General features: G+C 33.4%; 21 protein-coding genes. 12 read left to right on the forward strand and 9 right to left on the reverse strand.

The window, feature by feature from the left end; translation table 11 throughout:
* Positions 1 to 188 precede the first annotated feature (188 nt).
* The 7 genes from ACIQ2J_RS12045 to ACIQ2J_RS12075 form a co-directional block, all read right to left on the reverse strand.
* Positions 189 to 1,211 (reverse strand): lipocalin family protein, encoded by a 1,023-nt coding sequence (locus ACIQ2J_RS12045; protein ID WP_396170127.1) that lies wholly within the window; start codon positions 1,209 to 1,211, stop codon positions 189 to 191.
* 27 nt (positions 1,212 to 1,238) lie between these two features.
* Positions 1,239 to 2,555, reverse strand: a complete 1,317-nt coding sequence (locus tag ACIQ2J_RS12050; protein ID WP_396170129.1) for an MFS transporter — start codon at positions 2,553 to 2,555, stop codon at positions 1,239 to 1,241.
* Between the two features lie 77 nt (positions 2,556 to 2,632).
* The gene (locus tag ACIQ2J_RS12055; RefSeq protein WP_396170131.1) at positions 2,633 to 3,457 is read right to left on the reverse strand and encodes a M48 family metallopeptidase; all 825 of its coding nucleotides are present in this window, start codon (positions 3,455 to 3,457) and stop codon (positions 2,633 to 2,635) included.
* Between the two features lie 73 nt (positions 3,458 to 3,530).
* Entirely contained in the window at positions 3,531 to 4,397 is an 867-nt protein-coding gene (locus ACIQ2J_RS12060) for a T9SS type A sorting domain-containing protein (protein ID WP_396170133.1), read from the reverse strand.
* A 161-nt stretch (positions 4,398 to 4,558) separates the two neighbouring features.
* Entirely contained in the window at positions 4,559 to 4,984 is a 426-nt protein-coding gene (locus ACIQ2J_RS12065) for an alpha amylase C-terminal domain-containing protein (RefSeq protein ID WP_396170135.1), read from the reverse strand.
* A gap of 156 nt (positions 4,985 to 5,140) precedes the next feature.
* The gene (locus tag ACIQ2J_RS12070; RefSeq protein WP_396170137.1) at positions 5,141 to 5,734 is read right to left on the reverse strand and encodes a hypothetical protein; all 594 of its coding nucleotides are present in this window, start codon (positions 5,732 to 5,734) and stop codon (positions 5,141 to 5,143) included.
* Positions 5,735 to 5,963: 229 nt separating this feature from the next.
* The gene (locus tag ACIQ2J_RS12075) at positions 5,964 to 7,247 is read right to left on the reverse strand and encodes an MFS transporter (RefSeq protein WP_396170140.1); all 1,284 of its coding nucleotides are present in this window, start codon (positions 7,245 to 7,247) and stop codon (positions 5,964 to 5,966) included.
* 180 nt (positions 7,248 to 7,427) lie between these two features.
* Here ACIQ2J_RS12075 and ACIQ2J_RS12080 point away from each other — a divergent pair, with 180 nt between their 5' ends.
* On the forward strand, positions 7,428 to 8,000 hold the full coding sequence (locus ACIQ2J_RS12080) for a pentapeptide repeat-containing protein (RefSeq protein WP_396170142.1): 573 nt from the start codon (positions 7,428 to 7,430) through the stop codon (positions 7,998 to 8,000).
* 35 nt (positions 8,001 to 8,035) lie between these two features.
* Here the strand turns inward: ACIQ2J_RS12080 and ACIQ2J_RS12085 are convergent, their stop codons facing one another.
* On the reverse strand, positions 8,036 to 8,461 hold the full coding sequence (locus ACIQ2J_RS12085; protein ID WP_396170145.1) for a PH domain-containing protein: 426 nt from the start codon (positions 8,459 to 8,461) through the stop codon (positions 8,036 to 8,038).
* Between the two features lie 109 nt (positions 8,462 to 8,570).
* Between ACIQ2J_RS12085 and ACIQ2J_RS12090 the strand changes: the two genes are divergently transcribed.
* The 11 genes from ACIQ2J_RS12090 (at position 8,571) to ACIQ2J_RS12140 (ending at position 19,536) form a co-directional block, all read left to right on the forward strand.
* On the forward strand, positions 8,571 to 9,410 hold the full coding sequence (locus ACIQ2J_RS12090) for a 1,4-dihydroxy-2-naphthoyl-CoA synthase (RefSeq protein ID WP_396170147.1): 840 nt from the start codon (positions 8,571 to 8,573) through the stop codon (positions 9,408 to 9,410).
* Positions 9,411 to 9,595: 185 nt separating this feature from the next.
* A complete protein-coding gene (locus ACIQ2J_RS12095) occupies positions 9,596 to 10,201 on the forward strand; it encodes an outer membrane beta-barrel protein (protein ID WP_396170149.1) in 606 nt (201 codons plus the stop codon).
* Positions 10,202 to 10,204: 3 nt separating this feature from the next.
* Positions 10,205 to 10,726 carry a PH domain-containing protein gene (locus ACIQ2J_RS12100; protein ID WP_396170151.1) on the forward strand — a complete coding sequence of 174 codons (522 nt, stop codon included), beginning with the start codon at positions 10,205 to 10,207 and terminating at the stop codon, positions 10,724 to 10,726.
* Positions 10,726 to 12,231, forward strand: a complete 1,506-nt coding sequence (locus ACIQ2J_RS12105; RefSeq protein WP_396170154.1) for a PH domain-containing protein — start codon at positions 10,726 to 10,728, stop codon at positions 12,229 to 12,231. The genes ACIQ2J_RS12100 and ACIQ2J_RS12105 overlap by 1 nt, the downstream gene beginning before the upstream one ends.
* 62 nt (positions 12,232 to 12,293) lie before the next feature.
* On the forward strand, positions 12,294 to 13,256 hold the full coding sequence (gene menA / locus ACIQ2J_RS12110) for a 1,4-dihydroxy-2-naphthoate octaprenyltransferase (protein WP_396170156.1): 963 nt from the start codon (positions 12,294 to 12,296) through the stop codon (positions 13,254 to 13,256).
* Positions 13,253 to 13,930, forward strand: a complete 678-nt coding sequence (locus ACIQ2J_RS12115; RefSeq protein WP_396170158.1) for a metal-dependent hydrolase — start codon at positions 13,253 to 13,255, stop codon at positions 13,928 to 13,930. Before menA ends, ACIQ2J_RS12115 begins: the two co-directional genes overlap by 4 nt.
* A gap of 159 nt (positions 13,931 to 14,089) precedes the next feature.
* The gene (locus tag ACIQ2J_RS12120) at positions 14,090 to 15,295 is read left to right on the forward strand and encodes a tetratricopeptide repeat protein (RefSeq protein ID WP_396170160.1); all 1,206 of its coding nucleotides are present in this window, start codon (positions 14,090 to 14,092) and stop codon (positions 15,293 to 15,295) included.
* Positions 15,296 to 15,367: 72 nt separating this feature from the next.
* Positions 15,368 to 16,411, forward strand: coding sequence for an o-succinylbenzoate synthase (locus ACIQ2J_RS12125; protein WP_396170162.1), 1,044 nt, complete (start codon positions 15,368 to 15,370; stop codon positions 16,409 to 16,411).
* Between the two features lie 91 nt (positions 16,412 to 16,502).
* Positions 16,503 to 17,594 (forward strand): efflux RND transporter periplasmic adaptor subunit, encoded by a 1,092-nt coding sequence (locus ACIQ2J_RS12130; protein WP_396170164.1) that lies wholly within the window; start codon positions 16,503 to 16,505, stop codon positions 17,592 to 17,594.
* Positions 17,594 to 18,850 (forward strand): ABC transporter permease, encoded by a 1,257-nt coding sequence (locus ACIQ2J_RS12135; RefSeq protein WP_396170166.1) that lies wholly within the window; start codon positions 17,594 to 17,596, stop codon positions 18,848 to 18,850. Before ACIQ2J_RS12130 ends, ACIQ2J_RS12135 begins: the two co-directional genes overlap by 1 nt.
* Before the next feature lie 11 nt (positions 18,851 to 18,861).
* The gene (locus ACIQ2J_RS12140) at positions 18,862 to 19,536 is read left to right on the forward strand and encodes an ABC transporter ATP-binding protein (RefSeq protein WP_396170168.1); all 675 of its coding nucleotides are present in this window, start codon (positions 18,862 to 18,864) and stop codon (positions 19,534 to 19,536) included.
* A 125-nt stretch (positions 19,537 to 19,661) separates the two neighbouring features.
* On the opposite strand, the gene ACIQ2J_RS12145 is transcribed toward ACIQ2J_RS12140, so the two are convergent.
* Entirely contained in the window at positions 19,662 to 19,823 is a 162-nt protein-coding gene (locus tag ACIQ2J_RS12145; protein ID WP_396170170.1) for a T9SS type A sorting domain-containing protein, read from the reverse strand.
* Between the last annotated feature and the right edge of the window lie 14 nt (positions 19,824 to 19,837).

Raw genomic sequence — 19,837 nt, forward strand, 5'->3', positions numbered from 1 at the left:
GACATTATTAGATTAGTAATTATTTAGCAAATATAAGGTTTGCTTTAGTTTTATTAAAGTAAATTTGATTAGTAACCTTATAATAGTTACTTTCAAATTAATTTTTAATATCTTCCTTAGTAGTCAAGGATTATGCCACTAAAAAAAATCCGCCATAAAGACGGATTTAAATAAGCCTTTTTCTTATTTTATTGTTTCGTATATACAATTGTAATATTACAAGTTAAATAAACTGGAGAATTGGTTACCGTATCGTATCCTACAACTTCACCATTATTAGCCGTTGCAGAAATAGTGTTTCCGGAAACCGTATAAGTATCAACAACTGGAGGTGTTCCTGCTGTAGTTAATGTTAATGTATTTCCTACTAAACTCCATGTTCCGGTATCATCTGGGTCTGTAAAACAGGACATTGTTTCTGTGGTACCATTAGAAACAATATCAATACCTTTAGAATTTGCAACAAAAGTATTATTAGAATTTAATGTTAAAAGCATATTGTTATAACAATTCGTTTCTAATAATTGATTAGTTGAAGCTGTTCCATCTGAATTTAAATCGGTTGGAACAGATGTATTAAAAGCAGTTAACATATAAGTACCTGAAACACCGCCAACTGTTCCAGAAGTAGTTGTATCACTAAAAGAAACATTTGTAAAAACTCCATTAGAAATTTGTTTTGTTAAAGTTGTGTTACTTAAAACATAACCAGTAAAACTAAAGGTTCCAGAAACTTTTTTATTTATCAAATCTAAAGAAGAAACAGTCAATGTTCCTGTAGGCTGAGCTGTAGTAGGATTAAATGCGGAATATACATCCGTTGTTGTAGAATTTTCTCTGTAAGACAAAGTTTGATTTCCGCCTAAGGCATTTACAACAAATGTTCCAACTGTAGGATTGATAAGTTGAATTCCAATATATTCACCTGAAGATTTTATTCCTGTTATTGTCAAAACATTGCTAGAATTTACTGTTGCATAAGTTCCAGCAGTAGCATCAGCAACAAAACTTTGTCCCGCAACAGTTGCTGTAAAATTTCCGGAAACAATTGTACCTCCACCTCCAGTATTTCCGCCACCACCACCAGTAGAATTATTATATTCGTCAAGCTGAGCAGCCAAAACCGAATCTATAGGTTCATCACTACAAGATGTAAAAATAAGAATAAATGCACCTAATATAGTTGCTAGAGAAAGTCGTTGTTTATACATGATATTAATTTTTTTCAAATATAATTATTATTTTTTAAGATTTAAATTATTTTTTTGGGGAACTCGTGTTAACAGAATCAATCCAATTACAAAAAACACTCCAAGAAATACAATTGCATTTCGCATGGAACCAGTTATTAAATCTACAGTACCATATATAGTCATTCCAATAACAATTCCAACCTTTTCGGTAACATCATAAAAACTAAAGAACGAAGCGGTGTCTTTTGTTTCTGGTAATAATTTAGAATAGGTGGATCGTGCTATCGATTGGATTCCTCCCATTACCAATCCAACAAATCCTGCGGTAGCATAGAATTCAATTGGAGTGTGAACAAAATAAGCAAAAGCACATAATATGGCCCAAACACCATTCAGAAAAATTAAGGTATTAATATTTCCAAATTTTTCGGAAGCTCTTGAAGTAATAAATGCACCAATTACAGCAACTAATTGAATTAAAAGAATGCTAATAATTAAACCCATAGTTTTATCATCACTTCCCCAATCTATTTCGGTTGCACCAAAATAAGTAGCTATAAGCATAACCGTTTGAACTGCCATTATAAAAACAAAGTAACTGTACAAATACCTTTTTAAAGCAAGATTTTGTTGCAACTGTTTCCAAACTAATTGCAATTCATGAAATCCTTTAAATATAAAATCTCGAGTTAGTGGAACTTTATTTCTGTTTCCTTTTGGCAAATAATAATACGTAACATGACTAAAACCAATCCACCAAACACCTACCATTACAAAGGAAATACGCATTGCCATTTTAGAATTTTCTATTCCAAAGATATCCGGAAACATCACCATCATCAAATTGATTACTAATAAAATAGTGCTCCCAATATACCCCATCGAAAATCCTCTAGCACTCACTCTATCTTGTTGTTCTGGGAAAGCAATATCTGGTAAATACGAATTATAAAAAACCAAACTAGCCCAAAAACCAATCAATCCAAAGAAATAAGCAGCATAACTCCAAAACAAATTATCTACATTAAACCAATATAATCCGATACACGAAAGACCTCCTAGATAACAGAAAAATCGCATGAATGCTTTTTTGTTTCCTAAATAATCGGAAATTCCAGATAGAATTGGAGAGCAAATTGCTACGATTAAGAAAGCAAAAGCTGTAACAAAACTAATCATTGCAGTGTCTTTGCACTTCATACCAAAAAACAGAACATAGTTTTTACCAGTTTCATTAAATATCAATTCATAAAATATGGGAAATACTGCGGATGCAATTACTAAACTATAAACAGAATTAGCCCAATCGTAAAATGCCCAAGCATTAAGTAGTTTTGGATGACCTTTTGGTAAATTTGGCATAAAAAAGAATAAAATTAAAAAACCATTCTAATAGTAGAATGGTTTCAAATATACTCTTTTTTTATAATTGGTAACTATTATTTAAACGTTACGCCGAATTTAGCAGCTTCTGCTTTTGCTTGCGGAATTAACGCTTTTAAATCGGCAATTCTCGTAGCATCCGATGGGTGTGTACTAGCAAATTCTGGTGGTGCTTTTCCAGACGCAGCAGCATTAGCCGACATTCGTTCCCAAAAAACAACGGATTGTTCCGGATTATAACCTGCTATAGCCATTAATGTTAATCCTATTTTATCGGCTTCACTTTCGTGGCTTCTGCTAAACGGAAGCATACCGCCATATTGGGTTACTGCACCATAAGCCGTCATTGCTATTTGTTGGGTTTGTGCGGTTTTAGTTCCAACTGCTGCTTGTACACCAGCAGACCCTAATTGCTGTAGCAAACCAGCGCTCATTCGTTGCTGCCCGTGATTGGCAAGAGCATGAGAAACTTCATGACCTAAAACAGTGGCCAAACCTGCTTCGTCTTTGGTGATTGGTAATATTCCAGAATACACAACAATCTTTCCACCAGGCATACACCAAGCATTAACTTCCTTGCTGTTTACCAATTTATATTCCCATTGGTAGTCTTTAAGATAACCTTGATAACCATTGGCATTCAGCCATTTTTCGGCAGCATCTTTTATTTTGGTTCCAACCAATTCTACTCTTTTAGCATCACTAGTTCCTGCAATGACTTTATTTTCTGTTAAAAACTGTCCGTATTGCTGAAAAGCGGATGGCAAAATTTCACTATTTGGAACTAATGCCAAAGTGTTTTTACCCGTGAACGGATTTTTGGCACACGAAAAAAAAACTAACAAAACGAAAAAACTAATTACTATCTTTTTACATTTCATTTTTTAAAATATTTGTAAACAAATTTACATAATTATTATGTTATTAAATTAAGTAATTATTATTTACAATAATCTATATCTTAATAAATTTTAAAATACTATTTTCTGAATTATTTTCAGAGCTAATTTGCACAAAATAAATTCCATTTGATAACTCCGATACGTTAATTCCATTCTTAAAATCAGTGTTAACCAATTTTATTTCTTGTCCAAATTGATTAAATACCTTAATTTTTGAAATCAAATTATTATTTAATTCTTTAATAAATAAAGTATTTGAAACTGGATTTGGGAATAATTTAAATAATTCCTTCTCAAAGCTAGAATTAGACAAAGATGGACCAATGGTAACATTAAAATCATACATGCAACCATAAGCTGCTTGACTTGTTGAAGAGCAACTAGGAAGTGTAAATGTAGAACTATAGGCACCGTAAACATTAGCATCATTAGTAGCTCTCTTAATTCGCATTCTAGTAACACCTGTGGTTGCAGTGGTAGGAATTGTAATTGTTTTAGTAACTGGTGTAACTCCACCTCCATATGTTGGCAAATCCGCATTAATTGTATTGTTGTTTTGCATTACAATTTCAGAATTTTCAAATGAATTATTGTTATTGAAATCAATCCAAACAGCAAAATAATTTGGTTCCACATCATTAACATTAAAAAAATCTAAAGTAAAACTATATCCAGATCCTTTAGCCAAAGTTGGTAAAATAGTAGTGCTATAATATTTAAAAGTATTGATAACATTGTGGTAAGAACCCATAGGTCCAAAAGATTGTATAACTGCTCCACCTATTTTAAAATCTTGCATCATATTATAAGTTGCATTAGTTGGATAAACAGGTGTACAATAGGGAGCTGCGCTTGTTAATTGTGCCTGTAATGCATTGGCAAGCAATAAAGTCATTATTGTAAAAGTAATTTTTCTCATAAGTAATTTATCTATGTTAATAGATTGAAATATATAATTTCAAACAAAGCATAAAATATTTTCTTGTTAAAGAGCAAAAATAATCGACAAAAGTAAGAGTCGCTTCATTTTTTCTTTATTTTAATATGAAAAATACTACACTATTAAAAAACACAAATCCCTTATGGAGGCCAAATTATTTCTGCAGAAAATGCTTTACCATTCCATCTAATTTTCTCAATATTAATTGGTTTACTATTTAGAAACGTCACTTCCATTATATTATATTCTATTTTATCAGAATTGAAAATTTCGGTTAGTTTTACTTTATTTGGAAGACCTATTCGGTATTTTTCATGAATAACCAGAGTCATATTACATACAGTAATCAAGTTTTCTTTTTCTTGAGTTTGACCTCTCCTAAAATTACTTGACACTTTTTGTTGTTTAGTTGAAGATGAATTGGAAAATCCAATTGCCAAATAGTCGCTTAAGTAAAAGAAACGGTTATTTCCTATAAAACTAAAGTGAAATGACAATTTTTCATTAAAAGTAATTCCCAAGGCAGTTACCAATTCATCTTTTCTAAAGAAGGCTATGAAATCCAAATTAGCACGTTATCAGATACTTATAACATAGAAACTGACATAAAAATAACCTTAGTTGCTACTACTTGATTAAAGTAACTCACCTATTTACATAACATCAAAAATCCATTTTGCATCTACAAAATGGATTTTTTATTAATTCTTAATTCTCTAATCTTAACTCACCATCCGTGCTTCCAAATCTTTCAAAATATCTCTTCTACCAAGAATTCCGTTATAATTTTCAATGACTTTTTCCATGATTGCAACGTCATCTTCATCAATCAAAACCAAGTTGGGATCTTTTTCATGTTTAGAAATAGCGCTTTTAAAATCTTTCCCTTTGATGTATTTCGGAATCCGATCAAAAATTAAATCGTTGTAACGCTCGGCAATAGTATTCAAATTCATATAACAAGTATAGGCCTCATCTTCCGTTTTATCGTATAAATAAGATTCGATGGCTTCTTCCATATAACATTCATAAAGTTCTATTGAACCTTTTAAAACCGCAGTTTGAAAAAAACAATTATCTGGGAAATTAATCATAGCCAAATCGTCATTGCTATTAAGAATAATCTCTAGCAACTTGGCGGTAGCATTAGAATTAGAAGTTGTATGCCTATTTAATAAAAATGCCGATAATAAAAGGCTAGCATTAGTAACATCGGTCACCAGTAATAACTCGTCTATACAAGAACTAAACCCCTGAAGATCGTTAGTATCCGCACATTTTTCTAATTTGGAAAGTATCTGTTTATCGGCGCTCATTTTTTTAACAAATTTAAGGTATCTTTTCACTAAGTACACTTTAATTTTAAAAGAAATGATTAAGTTCTAAAAACTAAACAGTTATACTATGTTCTTTACGCCTCTGCGCCTTTGCGAGAAGATTTAAACAAACCAAGTGGACACTATGTTTCTGCAATAGATTAAAAGGATTATAAGGATTTAAAATCTGTGCTAATCATTAGAATCCTTTTAATCTGTGGCAAAAAAATTATTCTTCTTTTTTATCATCAAATGTGAAATTTCGCAATTGCGGTACTTTTACAAAAGTAAAAGCAATAACCCCTAAAGTAAGACAGCCACCAACTACCACAGCCCTAACGGTTCCGAGCCAATTGGCCATAACGCCACTCTCAAAATCTCCAAATTCATTAGAAGAACTAATAAAAATAGTGTTAACCGACGACACACGTCCCCTCATAGCATCGGGAGTAACCAGTTGCAAAATTGTACTCCGAATTACCACACTCACAGCATCCAACATGCCAGAAAGTAAAAGCATCGCAAACGAAAGATAAAAATTTGTAGATATTCCAAATACAATTATAGACAAGGCAAAGCCAGTAACGCAAAGAAAAAGTTTTTTTCCGGGATTGGTTTTCAATGGCATAAATGCCAATAATCCTAAGGTAAGTAATGCTCCTATTCCGGGTGCTGCACGCAAAACGCCAAAGCCTATTTCATTAACATGCAATATTTCTTTTTGATACACTGGCAACAAGGCTACGGCACCACCAAAAAGCACCGAAAACATATCCAAACATTGTGCTGCTAATAATGTTGGAGTTTGAATAACAAATTTCAAGCCCTCTTTAATACTATATAATATTGGCTCTTTTTCTCTTTTCAAAATTGGTTTCACTGTAATGTGAAAAAGCGGAAAATAAATTAGAATAAAAACAATAATTACTGCAAAAAGTCCTGCGGCAATTCCGAAAAAAGCAATAAAAACCCCAGCAACAAGAGGTCCCAAAACCGATCCCATTTGCCAAGACATACTACTCCAACTCGTGGCATTCGGAAAATGTTCTCTAGGAACCACTAATCCGAAAAGGGAAAACATCGACGGACTAAAAAACGAACGAAGTATTCCGCCAACAAACACAAAAAAGTAAATTAATCCAACTAGTAAAGAAACCGAAATCTTTTTCTCAACAAATGGTACTGCTATTGCAAATAAACAAATTGCAGTAAACAAGTACCCCGAAAGGCATCGAACTACCATCTTTCGCTTTTCACTTTGGTCCACATAATGCCCTGCAATCAACGAAAACCCTATTGCTGGAATTACTTCGGCAAGACCAACAAAGCCTAAAGAAAGTTTGTTATTGGTAACATGATACACCCAATAATATAAAATGGTAGATTGCATGTTCAATGCAAAAATCAATCCGAATCGAGTAGAAAGAAAAGCCAAGAACTCCTTTATTTTCAACACTGGATTTTTATAAAAAAAGCCCGATACAGCAACCGATGAAGGATTTTCCTTTTTCATATATTAATTTCAATCTAATAGAAATAATTATAAATAAAAACTAGTATATCTATTTTTCAAATGTATTAATTTCAATAATCTGCATGCACAACAATAAATTATTTATTTGAAAATTTATTAACAATGTAGAGCAGTGGTATGTTTCTATTTTCAGTAGTTTTACAGTCTTAAAAAAACAATATGCGCGCTGATTATATCCTTGACCAAGAATTTAGAGATCAAATTCTAGACGATACCAATACCAAATACAAAGATTTTGAAAATTGCAACTTCTATAATTGTGATTTTAGAAAGTGTACCTTCCAAACAGTAACCTTCATCGATTGCAATTTCTTTGATTGTAATTTTCAAGAAACCAAAATTAATTATGTGTCGTTGCGTGGCGTATTTTTTAACCGATGTAATTTTACAAGCGTTAATTTTGCCATGACCGATCAAGTAATTTTCGAATTTCACTTTATCGATTGCCTACTCGATTATGCCAAATTTTATGCTTTAAAACTCAAAAAAATGCAATTCATTAATTGTAGCATGATTGCCATCGATTTCATGTCGAGTGATTTAACCGAAGTATTATTTGATAATTGCAACTTGCGTAGAGCCGTTTTTATTGACACTATTGCTAACAAAGCCGATTTTTCTACCAGTTACGACTATGTTATTGACCCCGAAAAAAACAAAATTAAGAAAGCAGTTTTTTCTGTAGATGGTTTAAAAGGTCTTTTAGAAAAATACGATATTGTAGTGCGCTAGGGGAAATTAAGATAGTAATCTAATTAATTTCTTTATTAAATCACTTCAATTTGCGGGTTTATCTTTTTCATTTCTGCAATAAAAATATCGCTTTGAATAGGCGAAATAAATAAATCATCAAAAGCATTATAGGTAATAATAAAACCTTTGGTATCTAGAGCAGGTTTTAACATTACAGGAACATTCAATCCCGAGTAATGTTTGATAGATTTGATTTTAGAAATATCTATTCTACCGCGAATAGGTCCCGAACGGTACAACAAAAAGTTGTTTTTAATCACATATCGGGTATCTAGCAAAACCCAAAGAACAAATACAGCAACTAATGCAACAATAATCATCGGAATAATTGGATCGTTTCCTTTTTCAAAATTTAAGGCAAGCATCACAACAAAAAATAAAACTATTCCCCAAAGAATAGCAATAGTAAAGGTGTTTTTGGTAGATAAAAATCGATTCATAATATTTTTAAAAGGGCTTTTAGTGATAGAAACTAAAAAATCGTTTATTTTTACGCTAAATTAGTACAAATTAGTAATACAATCGAAATTAAATAATAAATAGTTTTCAATGAGTGCAATAAATTGGGTAACCGTAAGAGAATTTGAAGATATTACCTATAAAAAATGCAATGGCGTAGCCCGAATTGCCTTCAACCGTCCGGATGTGCGCAATGCCTTCCGACCTAAAACTACTGCCGAATTACTCCAAGCCTTTCACGATGCACAAGAAGACACATCAATCGGAGTGGTTTTGCTTTCTGCCGAAGGTCCTTCAAGTAAAGACGGAGTGTATTCATTTTGTAGTGGTGGCGATCAAAAAGCGCGTGGCCATCAAGGTTATGTTGGTGAAGATGGTTACCATAGATTGAATATTTTAGACGTGCAACGGTTAATTCGTTTTATGCCTAAAGCCGTGATTTGCGTAGTTCCAGGTTGGGCCGTAGGTGGCGGTCATAGTTTGCACGTGGTATGCGATTTAACTTTAGCCAGTAAAGAACATGCCATTTTCAAACAAACCGATGCCGATGTAACCAGTTTTGATGGTGGTTATGGCTCGGCTTATTTGGCTAAAATGGTGGGACAAAAAAGAGCGCGAGAAATTTTCTTTTTAGGAAGAAACTATTCCGCTCAAGAGGCTATGGATATGGGAATGGTAAATGCCGTAATTCCGCACGACGAATTAGAAGATACTGCCTACCAATGGGCACAAGAAATCCTTGCCAAATCGCCTACCTCTATAAAAATGCTTAAATTTGCAATGAATTTAACCGACGATGGCATGGTTGGCCAACAAGTTTTTGCTGGCGAAGCAACCCGTTTGGCCTACATGACCGACGAAGCTAAAGAAGGCCGCGATGCTTTCCTTGAAAAACGCAAACCCAACTTTGTAAAAAAATGGTTACCTTAGTGTAGTGGTTAGTGGTTAGTGGTTAGTGGTTAGTAGTCAGTATTCAGTGGTCAGTGCTCGGTATACAGTGTTCCGTTTTCGCGCTAAGTTCACACCTAGTTTGTCATTCCGTAGGAATCTCAAAAAAATCAAATTGCAGTATTTTCAAATAGTCTGTTGTATAAATATCTTTAATTTTTTTATTTATGAAAAAGAAAATAATTTTAAGTTTAGTTCTCTTAGTTACTTTTAATTTCTATTCACAAGATCCAAAAGCGACTAATTCCAATAAAGAAAATAAATATTCTGTTTCAATTCATTACATAGGTAATTTACGAAACAACAATTTTGTAAGTGACAATTACAATGGTATTGCAGGAATAGATGCAAAATACAATCTTTACAGCAATGCCGATTTAAGCATCCAAGCCGGATTAGGGCTTGACTATTTTAAAGCCAGAGAAATTGGCTATCAATTAGATTTAAAGAATTCGTTAATGATAAACCCAAATATTGGAATTGTTTTAGAAGTAAATAAAGTATTTAAACCCTTTTTCAATTTGGGATACTCCTTTTTTACTTCAAAATATAATATACAACAATCCTATATAAATAGTTTTGACCCTAGCGATCCCGCTTTTATTACTAATCTAAATACAGTGAAATATAATTACGATAGTGTATCTATTAATCCTGGTTTTAGACTTTTTATGGACAAAAGCCTTTATTTCCAAACCGATTACAAGTATTTACCCGTTAAAACCAATTTTAATTTGCATTTATTCACAGTAGGAATAGGAATACAATTTTAATTTATGGAAAGATTTACCAACCAAACATTAGATACCAAGCAACTTCCTCGATATGAAGAAGTGCAACTCTCAGCATTGCATCCCAAATACAAAAGAGTAACATTAATTAATGTTGCATTAATAATTGCAATTTTAATTATAACATTTGCTGTTTTTTATTTTGTAAATAAAGGAAACATTTCCAACAAAATTTGGATTTCGTTGGCTATTGCAACCATGGTTATTTCAGGGTTAATTTGGTTTTTTTCTATCTTAGCATTTAAAAAAAAAGCATTTGCATTTAGAAACCATGATGTAATTTACAGAAGTGGCATTGTCGCAACAAACACAATGATAATTCCTTACAATAGAGTGCAACACGTAGCATTACATGAAGGATTTATTTCAAGAATTTTCGGATTGGCAAAAGTAGAAATTTTTACAGCTGGAGGAAATAATAGTGACCTTGAAATTCCAGGTATTGCCAAAGAAGAAGCTGAAAACATCAAACAACTCTTAATGGGTAAAATCCAAAAACAACTTTAATGGAAGTAAATTTCAATCAACCTCAAAGACAATCTTCTATCGGAATTTTGATTTTATTTGTTGATTCTTTGCAGAAATTCGCTAAGGCTTTATTACCTATTATTTTTATTTGGTTTTTTAAATCAGATGGATTAAGTAAACTTTTAGTTGTATTCGGAATTATCGGATTAATTACAATTATTGGATTGGTTGCTTATTTGCGATTTTTGAACTTTACCTTTTACATTGATGTTGCCAATGATGAATTTATTGTAAATGACGGAATAATTACGAAAACCAAAACAACAATTCAGCTCAACAAAATTCAACAAGTAAATATCCATCAAAATATAATTCAAAGACTTATTGGGGTATATTCATTGAGCGTCGACACAGCAGGAAGTGATAATAAAGAAGCCAATATCAAAGCCATCTCTCACAATTTAGCTTTGGCTTTAAAATCTATATTACTTAACAATGAAAATTTAAAAGCATCAACTGAAACCAGTGATACTAAATTGGCAACCGAAGACGAATCGGTAGCAAATCCTTTTTTGAAAATAAGTATTTTAAGTTTACTTAAAGTAGGAATTACCTCCAACTATGTTCAAAGCATTGGTTTAATTCTAACTTTCTTTTTTACAATAATTGAAAATCTTAAAAATATTGGCAAAGATGATATTATTGACAAGGACAAAATAGAAAAAGTAATTGATAGTTATCCTACATTTTATGCCATATTTTTCTTTATTTTAGTCTTGTTTACAATAATTTTTACAATAAACATTGGAAGAACTATATTCAAATATTTTAATTATACTTTGACCAAACAAAAAGGTTCTTTATTATTATCTTACGGATTAATCAATACGGAAAGTACCATTTTAAAACCCGAAAAAGTTCAAATTGTTACCATTTCAAGAAATTATTTCCAAAAGAAATTAAACGTACTCGAAATCAAAATAAAACAAGCTATAAGCGACGAAAAACAGCAGAAAAAAGCTATAATTGAAATTCCAGGATGTAATATTCTTGAACGCGATGAAATTCTAAAATTAATCTTCAAACAATTGCCCGCAAAAGGGGAGATGATGCAACCAAATTTTCGTAAATTAGTTTTCTCAATCTTTCTAACAATTGTATTACCTTTATCAGGTTTTTTTATCTTTGGTAATACAATTTATGTTAAGCTATTTCAATATACCAATTTTGCAATTTTTTACACTATATTATTTCTATTAATTCATTTTTTTGGATTTAGAAATTACCGATTATTCATCAATAATAATTATATTATTAAGCAAAGTGGCTCTTGGGATGTTGAAAACGAAATTATTGAAATCAAGAAAATACAAGCCATCACAACATCACAATTGTTTTGGCATAAAAACCTAAATATAGGTTCGTTAACTTTGCACACAGCAGGAGGAAGTTTAACTTTTAACTTAGGAAAATACAATAAAATTCAAGAATACGTTAACCTCTGGCTCTACGAAATAGAAACGTCAGACAGCAACTGGATTTAGTAATATGTTTAGTACCTGATAGTATATATATAAAATAAAAAATCTAAAATTTAAAATAAAAAATGAAACACTGGATTGAAGCCGCACGAGTACGCACCCTACCCCTTTCGGTTTCCGGAATTTTAGTAGGTAGTTTTTACGCCATGTCGCAAGGAATTTTCAATTGGAAAATTGTAATTTTTGCTTTATCAACCACACTTGGTTTGCAAATTCTTTCCAATTTTGCCAACGATTATGGCGACGGCATGAAAGGCACCGATAACGAAGATCGCGTGGGCCCAATGCGATCTATTCAGAGCGGAAAGATTACCCCGGCAGCCATGCGTTTTGCCATTTTTATTACAGCATTTCTAACCTTAGTTTCTGCCATGTTGCTCATTTATTTTTCTTTTAAAGGAAAATATTTATACTATTCTATCATTTTCTTTGTTTTAGGAATCCTAGCAATTGCATCTGCAATTCGTTACACCGTAGGCAAAAACCCCTATGGTTACCGAGGTTATGGCGATGTTTTTGTTTTTATTTTCTTCGGAATTGTAAGCACCTTCGGAACCTACTTTATGTTTTCCAAACAAGTAGATTGGCTGTTATTTCTTCCTGCAACTGCAATTGGTTTTCTAAGCGTTGGTGTGTTGAATTTAAACAACATGCGCGACGAAGAATCCGATAGAAAATCCAATAAAAATACCATCGTAGTTAAAAATGGTGGTGCTTGGGCAAAAAAATACCATTTCTTTCTAATCGTTTCTGCAATGGTTTTGATGTTGGTTTTTGCACTAATTTTCGATTTTAGTTACCGTGATCCAAGTCCGGAAACCTTCAATTTTGACATCTATTTCTTCCTAATTGCCTACATCCCAATTATTGCGCATTTAGTGCGAGTAGCCAAAAACAAAGAACCAAAACTATTGGATCCCGAATTGAAAAAATTAGCGTTAAGCACCTTTTTATTATCCATATTATTGTCGCTTTCGCTAATCTATTTTATCTCCGATTTAATCATTTATTACACTAATTGGCCATGAAAATAACCTTCTACGGGCACGCCTGCATTGGCATTGAAATAAGCGGCAAACACATTTTGGTAGATCCGTTTATCACTGGAAATCCCAAAGCCAGCCATATTGATATTAACACGATTGCCGCAGATTATATCTTGCTAACCCACGCACACAGCGACCATATTCTCGATGCCGAAGCCATCGCAATACGCACCAATGCTACAATTGTTTCCAATTACGAGGTAGCGGTACATTTCGGCAACAAAGGTCTAAAATACCACCCAATGAACCATGGCGGTAGTTGGCAGTTTGATTTCGGAAAAGTAAAGATGGTCTGCGCCATACATTCTAGTTCCTTTCCCGACGGTACTTACGGAGGTAATCCTGCCGGTTTTGTCATCGAAGGCGAACACAAAAACATCTACATCTCAGGCGATACGGCACTTACCATGGACATGAAACTCATTCCCATGCGCACCAAACTCGATTTGGCCATACTTTCCATCGGCAACAATTTCACAATGGATGTTGAAGATGCTATTATTGCAGCCGATTTTGTGGCATGCGATAAAGTGCTGGGCGTGCACTACGACACCTTTGGCTACATAGAAATTAACCACGACCAAGCCAAAAAGAAATTCTTTGATGCTGGAAAAGACCTAATGTTGCTCGAAATTGGTCAAAGTATAGATCTTTAGGAGCGAATGGCATGGGCTTTGCAGTAAACGTCATTCCCGTTTACCGTTACAATCTGTCCTTGCGAATAACGAAACAATTCCACCAGAAATTTCGTTTCGCAAGGCCAGGATTTCCACTTCACCCGGGGCTAATTAATAATCGTATTGAATAAAATTAAAATGCTTAAGAAAATCTATTTTATACTACCACTTATGTCGGTTGCACTAGCAACAGCACAATCCAAAGACGGCTATTGGGACAACATAAGAACTACCAACGAAACCATAAGCCTCCGCGCAGGAGAGAAGAAAGTAGTTAAAACTGCCGACTTCCCCGAAGGAACCACCGAAGTAGTGTACAGAATCACCCTGCTAGACGACAATCAAAAACTATCTTCTAGTTTAGTTTCCGTATTAAAAGCCATTCCCGATCCAACAGGAATAAGCCAAGGAGCCGCAGGAGCCGTATTTTTAGCCTCCACCATTTCGGGAGACGACAAATGCAAATACGCTATTTTCACAGACTCTAAAATTTCCGATGCTTTTCTTACCTCTGGTAAAACTACCAATGCTTGTTTGGTGCAAGACACGCCCATAAACAAAGAAGCCCGAATTTTAAAAATGAAAGGTTCCGATTGCATGACATTGAAAACGCAAAACTTGTATTTTGCAATTCAAAGTGACAATTGGGTAATGAGCGAAAAAGTAATTTTAGAAGTCGTGCCATGGGTAGATACCAAAGCAAGCCGTGGTTGGAATTCGGATACCAAAAATGAAATCATCACTTTAAGCAAAACCTTAAAAGTCTATGCTTTATTGACCAATAAAGATTCTTTTTCTGCTGCTTTTCTGGATAAATTATCCCAAAAATATACCTATAAAGAATTCATCAATCTTATTCCAATTGAAAGAAGTACTAGTATTGAATCGGTTACGGAAGAGGCTTTGAAAAAAACTGGGGAAGAGAAAAAATACTTCGGCCTTTTTAGAGACCGAGCCAATGCAGCCATCAACCAAGGTAAATTTGACGATGCCATCACCATCATACAATCGGAACTGATAAGTAAAAACAGAGCCGAATCGATAGATTATGCAACCCTAGCAAACTATTACATCTTATCCAAACAATTCGACAAAGCCGAAAAAGTTTTGAATGAGGCTATTGCTAAAGATGCGACGGATATTAATTTGCAATTACAATTAGCCCACCTATATACCTTCACCGACCGCTTATCGGAAGCCAAAGACATTCACAAGAAATACAAAGACCAATTCATCAATCCGAATATTTCTTGGATACAACAAACCAATAAAGACTTTGCGCTATTTAGCAAATGCCATTTACCCGATGCTAATTTGAAAAAAATCCTTCGCATTTTAGAATAGCTTCCAGTCTATTTTCTATATTCTATTTTCTATATTCTATTCTCTATATTCTATTCTCTATCTTCTCCACAAATGAAAGCCTCCTATCAAAAATACCTTCTAAATTTTAAACGCCCTTCTGGAACCTCCAGAGGAGTTATGAATGTAAAAGAAACTTGGTTTTTAGTTTTAGAGCTGGATGGCAAAAAGGGCATTGGAGAATGTGGAATTCTGCGAGGTTTGAGTGCCGATGATCGACCAGATTATGAAGAAAAAATCCAATGGACTTGCCAAAATATCCACCTAGGAAAAGACCAACTTTGGGAAGCCTTAATAGAGTTTCCTTCCATCCAATTTGGAGTCGAAATGGCTTTCCAATCGTTAGCATCCGAAACCCCATTTTTATTGTTTTCATCTGCCTTTACTGAAGGCAAAAAAAACATGGTTATTAATGGCTTAGTTTGGATGGGAGAAGCAGCGTTTATGAAGCAACAAATAGAAGAAAAACTAGCCCAAGGTTTTCATTGCATCAAACTCAAAATAGGTGCTATCGATTTCCAAAAAGAACTCGATTTATTGCACTTTATCCGACAAAATTTTGATGCGGACACTATTGAAATTCGGGTAGATGCAAACGGTGCTTTTGATGAGTCCGATGCTTTAGACAAATTAAACCAATTATCTGGTTATAAATTACATAGTATCGAACAACCTATTCCTAAAAACCATACTGACAGTATGGCAGAGCTATGTAAAACTACCCCAATTCCTATTGCGCTCGACGAAGAACTAATTGGAGTATTTTCGTATGCCGAAAAAGAGGCTCTTTTGATAAAAATAAAACCACAATACATCATTTTGAAGCCTAGTTTTGTAGGCGGTTTTCGAGGCACAAAAGAATGGATTGACCTTGCTAAAAAACACCAAATTGGGTGGTGGATTACCTCCGCTTTAGAAAGTAATATCGGATTGAATGCCATCGCACAATGGACCTTTTTACAACAAAATTCTATGCCACAAGGACTCGGAACTGGAGGTCTTTATACCAATAATTTTGACTGCCCGTTAGAAGTTAAAAACGGGCAACTATCCTATAATCCAAACTTGGATTGGAAAGTGGAATTGAACGATTTTTAGCTTGGATTAGTTCCTTACTATTAAAAACATTTTCAATGGATTGCTAAGTAAATTTTTCGTACATTTGAGTTGGTATCCTAATATAAAGCTCATGCGCTATTCTTTCATTATATTTACAGTCCTTACTTTTTCTTTTACTTCTTGCTCCAACAAAGACTCTGGAGAAATTCAACCTACCAAGGGAAACATCACAGAGAGTGTTTATGCATCAGGAGTTATCAAAGCCGAAGACCAATACACCGTTTTTTCAACCGTTAGTGGTGTTCTACAACAAACAAACGTTGTTGTGGGACAATCTATAACTCTAGGGCAACCTTTGTTTCAAATTGATAGCGATAAAGCAGCATTAACTACTGAAAATGCGCGTTTGGCTTTCCAACTAAGTCAAGAAAACAGTCGTTACATTCAGGATAAAATTTCCGATATGGAAACTAAAGTGCAAGCAGCCAAAGATAAATTGGCCTTGGACCAATCGGTTTATAATCGAAATAAAAACATCAAGCAATACAATATCATTTCGGAAGTAGAATATGAAAAAGTAGTATTGTCTTATAAAAATTCCAAATCCAATTACGAATCGGCTTTGAAACAGTTGTCCCAATTGAAAATCCAATTGCAAAACGATCAAAATCGAAACAACAACAATCTTAAAATTAGTGAAAAATCGCAAGGAGATTACACTATTAAAAGTGCCTTTACTGGTTCCCTTTTTGATGTTTTAGTTAAAGACGGAACTCTTATTACGCCACAAACCCCATTGGCAATCATAGGGAAAAAGAATGCTTATTTACTAGAATTGGATGTAGATGAAAACGATATGGTTCGAGTAAGTCTTGGACAAAAAATTGTGGTTACTCTCGATAGTTACAAAGGGAAAGTTTTTGATGCTATTGTAGATAAAATTTATCCAATTATGGGCGAGCGTTCCAGAACATTCAAAATAGAAGCCCATTTTGTAACTACTCCAGCTAAATTATATCCTAATCTTACTGCAGAAGCAAATATTATCATCCAAATTAAAAAAGAGGTGATCACCATTCCTAAAAGTTATTTAATAGATAATCAATATGTTTTGGTTAATAAAGACGAAAAACGCAAAGTAAAAATTGGATTAAGTGATTACCAAAATGTAGAAATTCTGGATGGATTACAAGCAACCGAATCTATTTATCGCCCAAAATAATGGATAGTAAACTCCTATTTAATATTGCTTTTCACTTGCTTCGAGCACGACTAAAACAAAGTATTGTTGCCGCCGTTGGGGTAACCTTTGGTATTGCGATGTTTATTGCATTGGTGAGTTTTATGCACGGATTGAATAATTTATTAGATGGTTTGATGCTTAATAGAACACCCCATGTTCGTTTGTATAATGAAATAAAACCATCTGAAAACCAACCGATATCGTTGGCTGCAGAGTACAAAAACAGTGTGAACTTTGTAAATTCGGTTAAACCAAAAGACCGCGGGAAAGCAATTTACAATAGCAAAGTAATAATTAATTTTCTAAAAAAAGACCCAAGAATTATTGATGTGGCGCCCAAAATTACAACACCTGTTTTCTTTAATTCAGGAACCATTGAAATTTCTGGGGTAATTAACGGAATTGACGTTTTAGCAGAAGAAAAATTATTTGCTATAAGCGATTATATTATTGAAGGAAAAATTGCCGATTTGAATCAAAACAACAGCATCATCATCGGAAAAGGTTTGGCAGACAAGATGCTTTTGGTGGTTGGTGACATTTTAAAAATAACCACTTCCAAAGGAAATTTAGCTTCTTTAAAGATTGTTGGAATTACTCAGGTTGGTATTGCAGAAATTGATGACGTGATGAGCTACTCTTCTTTAGATACTGCTCAAAAACTATTAGGAGAACCAACTAATTATATCACAGACATTCAAATAAAATTGTATGACATTACAACTGCTCCTGTTTTAACAAAAGAATTCAGCACCAAATTTGATGTGGATGCTATAGATTACCAAACCACCAATTCGCAATTTGAAACTGGTAGCACTGTTCGAAGTATTATTTCTTATTCTGTAGGTATTGTATTACTTATCGTAGCGGGTTTTGGCATCTATAATATTTTGAATATGATGATTTTTGAAAAAATGGACAGTATTGCCATACTAAAAGCAACTGGTTTTTCGGGCGATGACGTGAAATGGATATTCCTCTTTTTATCTATGATAATAGGAATTACAGGAGGAGTATTTGGCTTGTTATTTGGCTTTATTTTTTCCTATATCATTGATTTAATTCCATTTGAAACTTCTGCTTTGCCAACCATTACAACCTATCCTATCGACTATAGTATAATATATTACGTTATTGGGATTATATTTGCGCTAGTGACAACATTTGTTGCTGGATTATTACCTGCCCTGAAAGCCAGTAAAGTAGATCCTGTGGAAATAATTAGAGGTAAATAACTTGACTAAAAATGAGTAATATAGTTTTAAAAACCGAAAATCTTTCCAAATACTTTTACGACCCTGTCAAGTTTCAAGTATTGAAAGAAATCAACATGAGCATTGATCATGGGGAGTTTGTTTCTATTGTGGGAAAATCAGGTTGCGGAAAATCTACATTATTGTATTTACTTTCCACTATGGATACCGATTATGAAGGCAAATTGTATATACACGAACAATTAGTAACGGGAAAGTCGGATCCAGAATTTGCTAAAATTAGAAATGAGAACATTGGGTTTGTATTCCAATTTCACTATTTACTTAATGAATATAGCGTATTGAAAAATGTAATGTTACCAGGGCTTAAATTAGGTAAATTCTCAACCGAAGAAGTGGAACACAATGCTATGGAGCATCTTCGCACCTTAGATATGCAAGAACAAGCACTTAAAATGCCAAATCAGTTGAGTGGAGGACAAAAACAACGTGTGGCAATTGCTAGAGCATTAATAAATAATCCTTTAATTATTATGGGGGATGAACCAACCGGTAATTTAGATAAAAAAAATAGCGACATGGTTTTTGATATTTTTCAACAACTAACTTTAGATTTTAATCAAACCCTATTAATAGTTACCCACGATCTAGATTTTGCTAATAGAACTAATAGGATAATTACTATGGAAGACGGAATGATTATTTAACGTCTTTTAATGTAGATTGCAAAAAATAAAACAGCATCAAAAAGATTTTTGATGCTGTTTTTAGTTTAATTATTATTTTAAATAAATAGGCAACCTTTTTTAAAAATAAACCTATTTCTTATTATTTATCTCTTAATCACCCTTACGGTTTTAAGATTATCGCCTTGGCTTACAATCACGTTGTACACGCCAGAAGGATAGTTTGCTCCAATTTCAAATGCTTCTACTTGAGTAGCATCCATAATTTGGTTGTCCACTAGTTTTCCTAACATATCGTATACTTTCACTTGTAAAGCTTCTT

Origin of the sequence: Flavobacterium sp. (assembly GCF_044357305.1) — a bacterium.
GTDB lineage: Bacteria > Bacteroidota > Bacteroidia > Flavobacteriales > Flavobacteriaceae > Flavobacterium.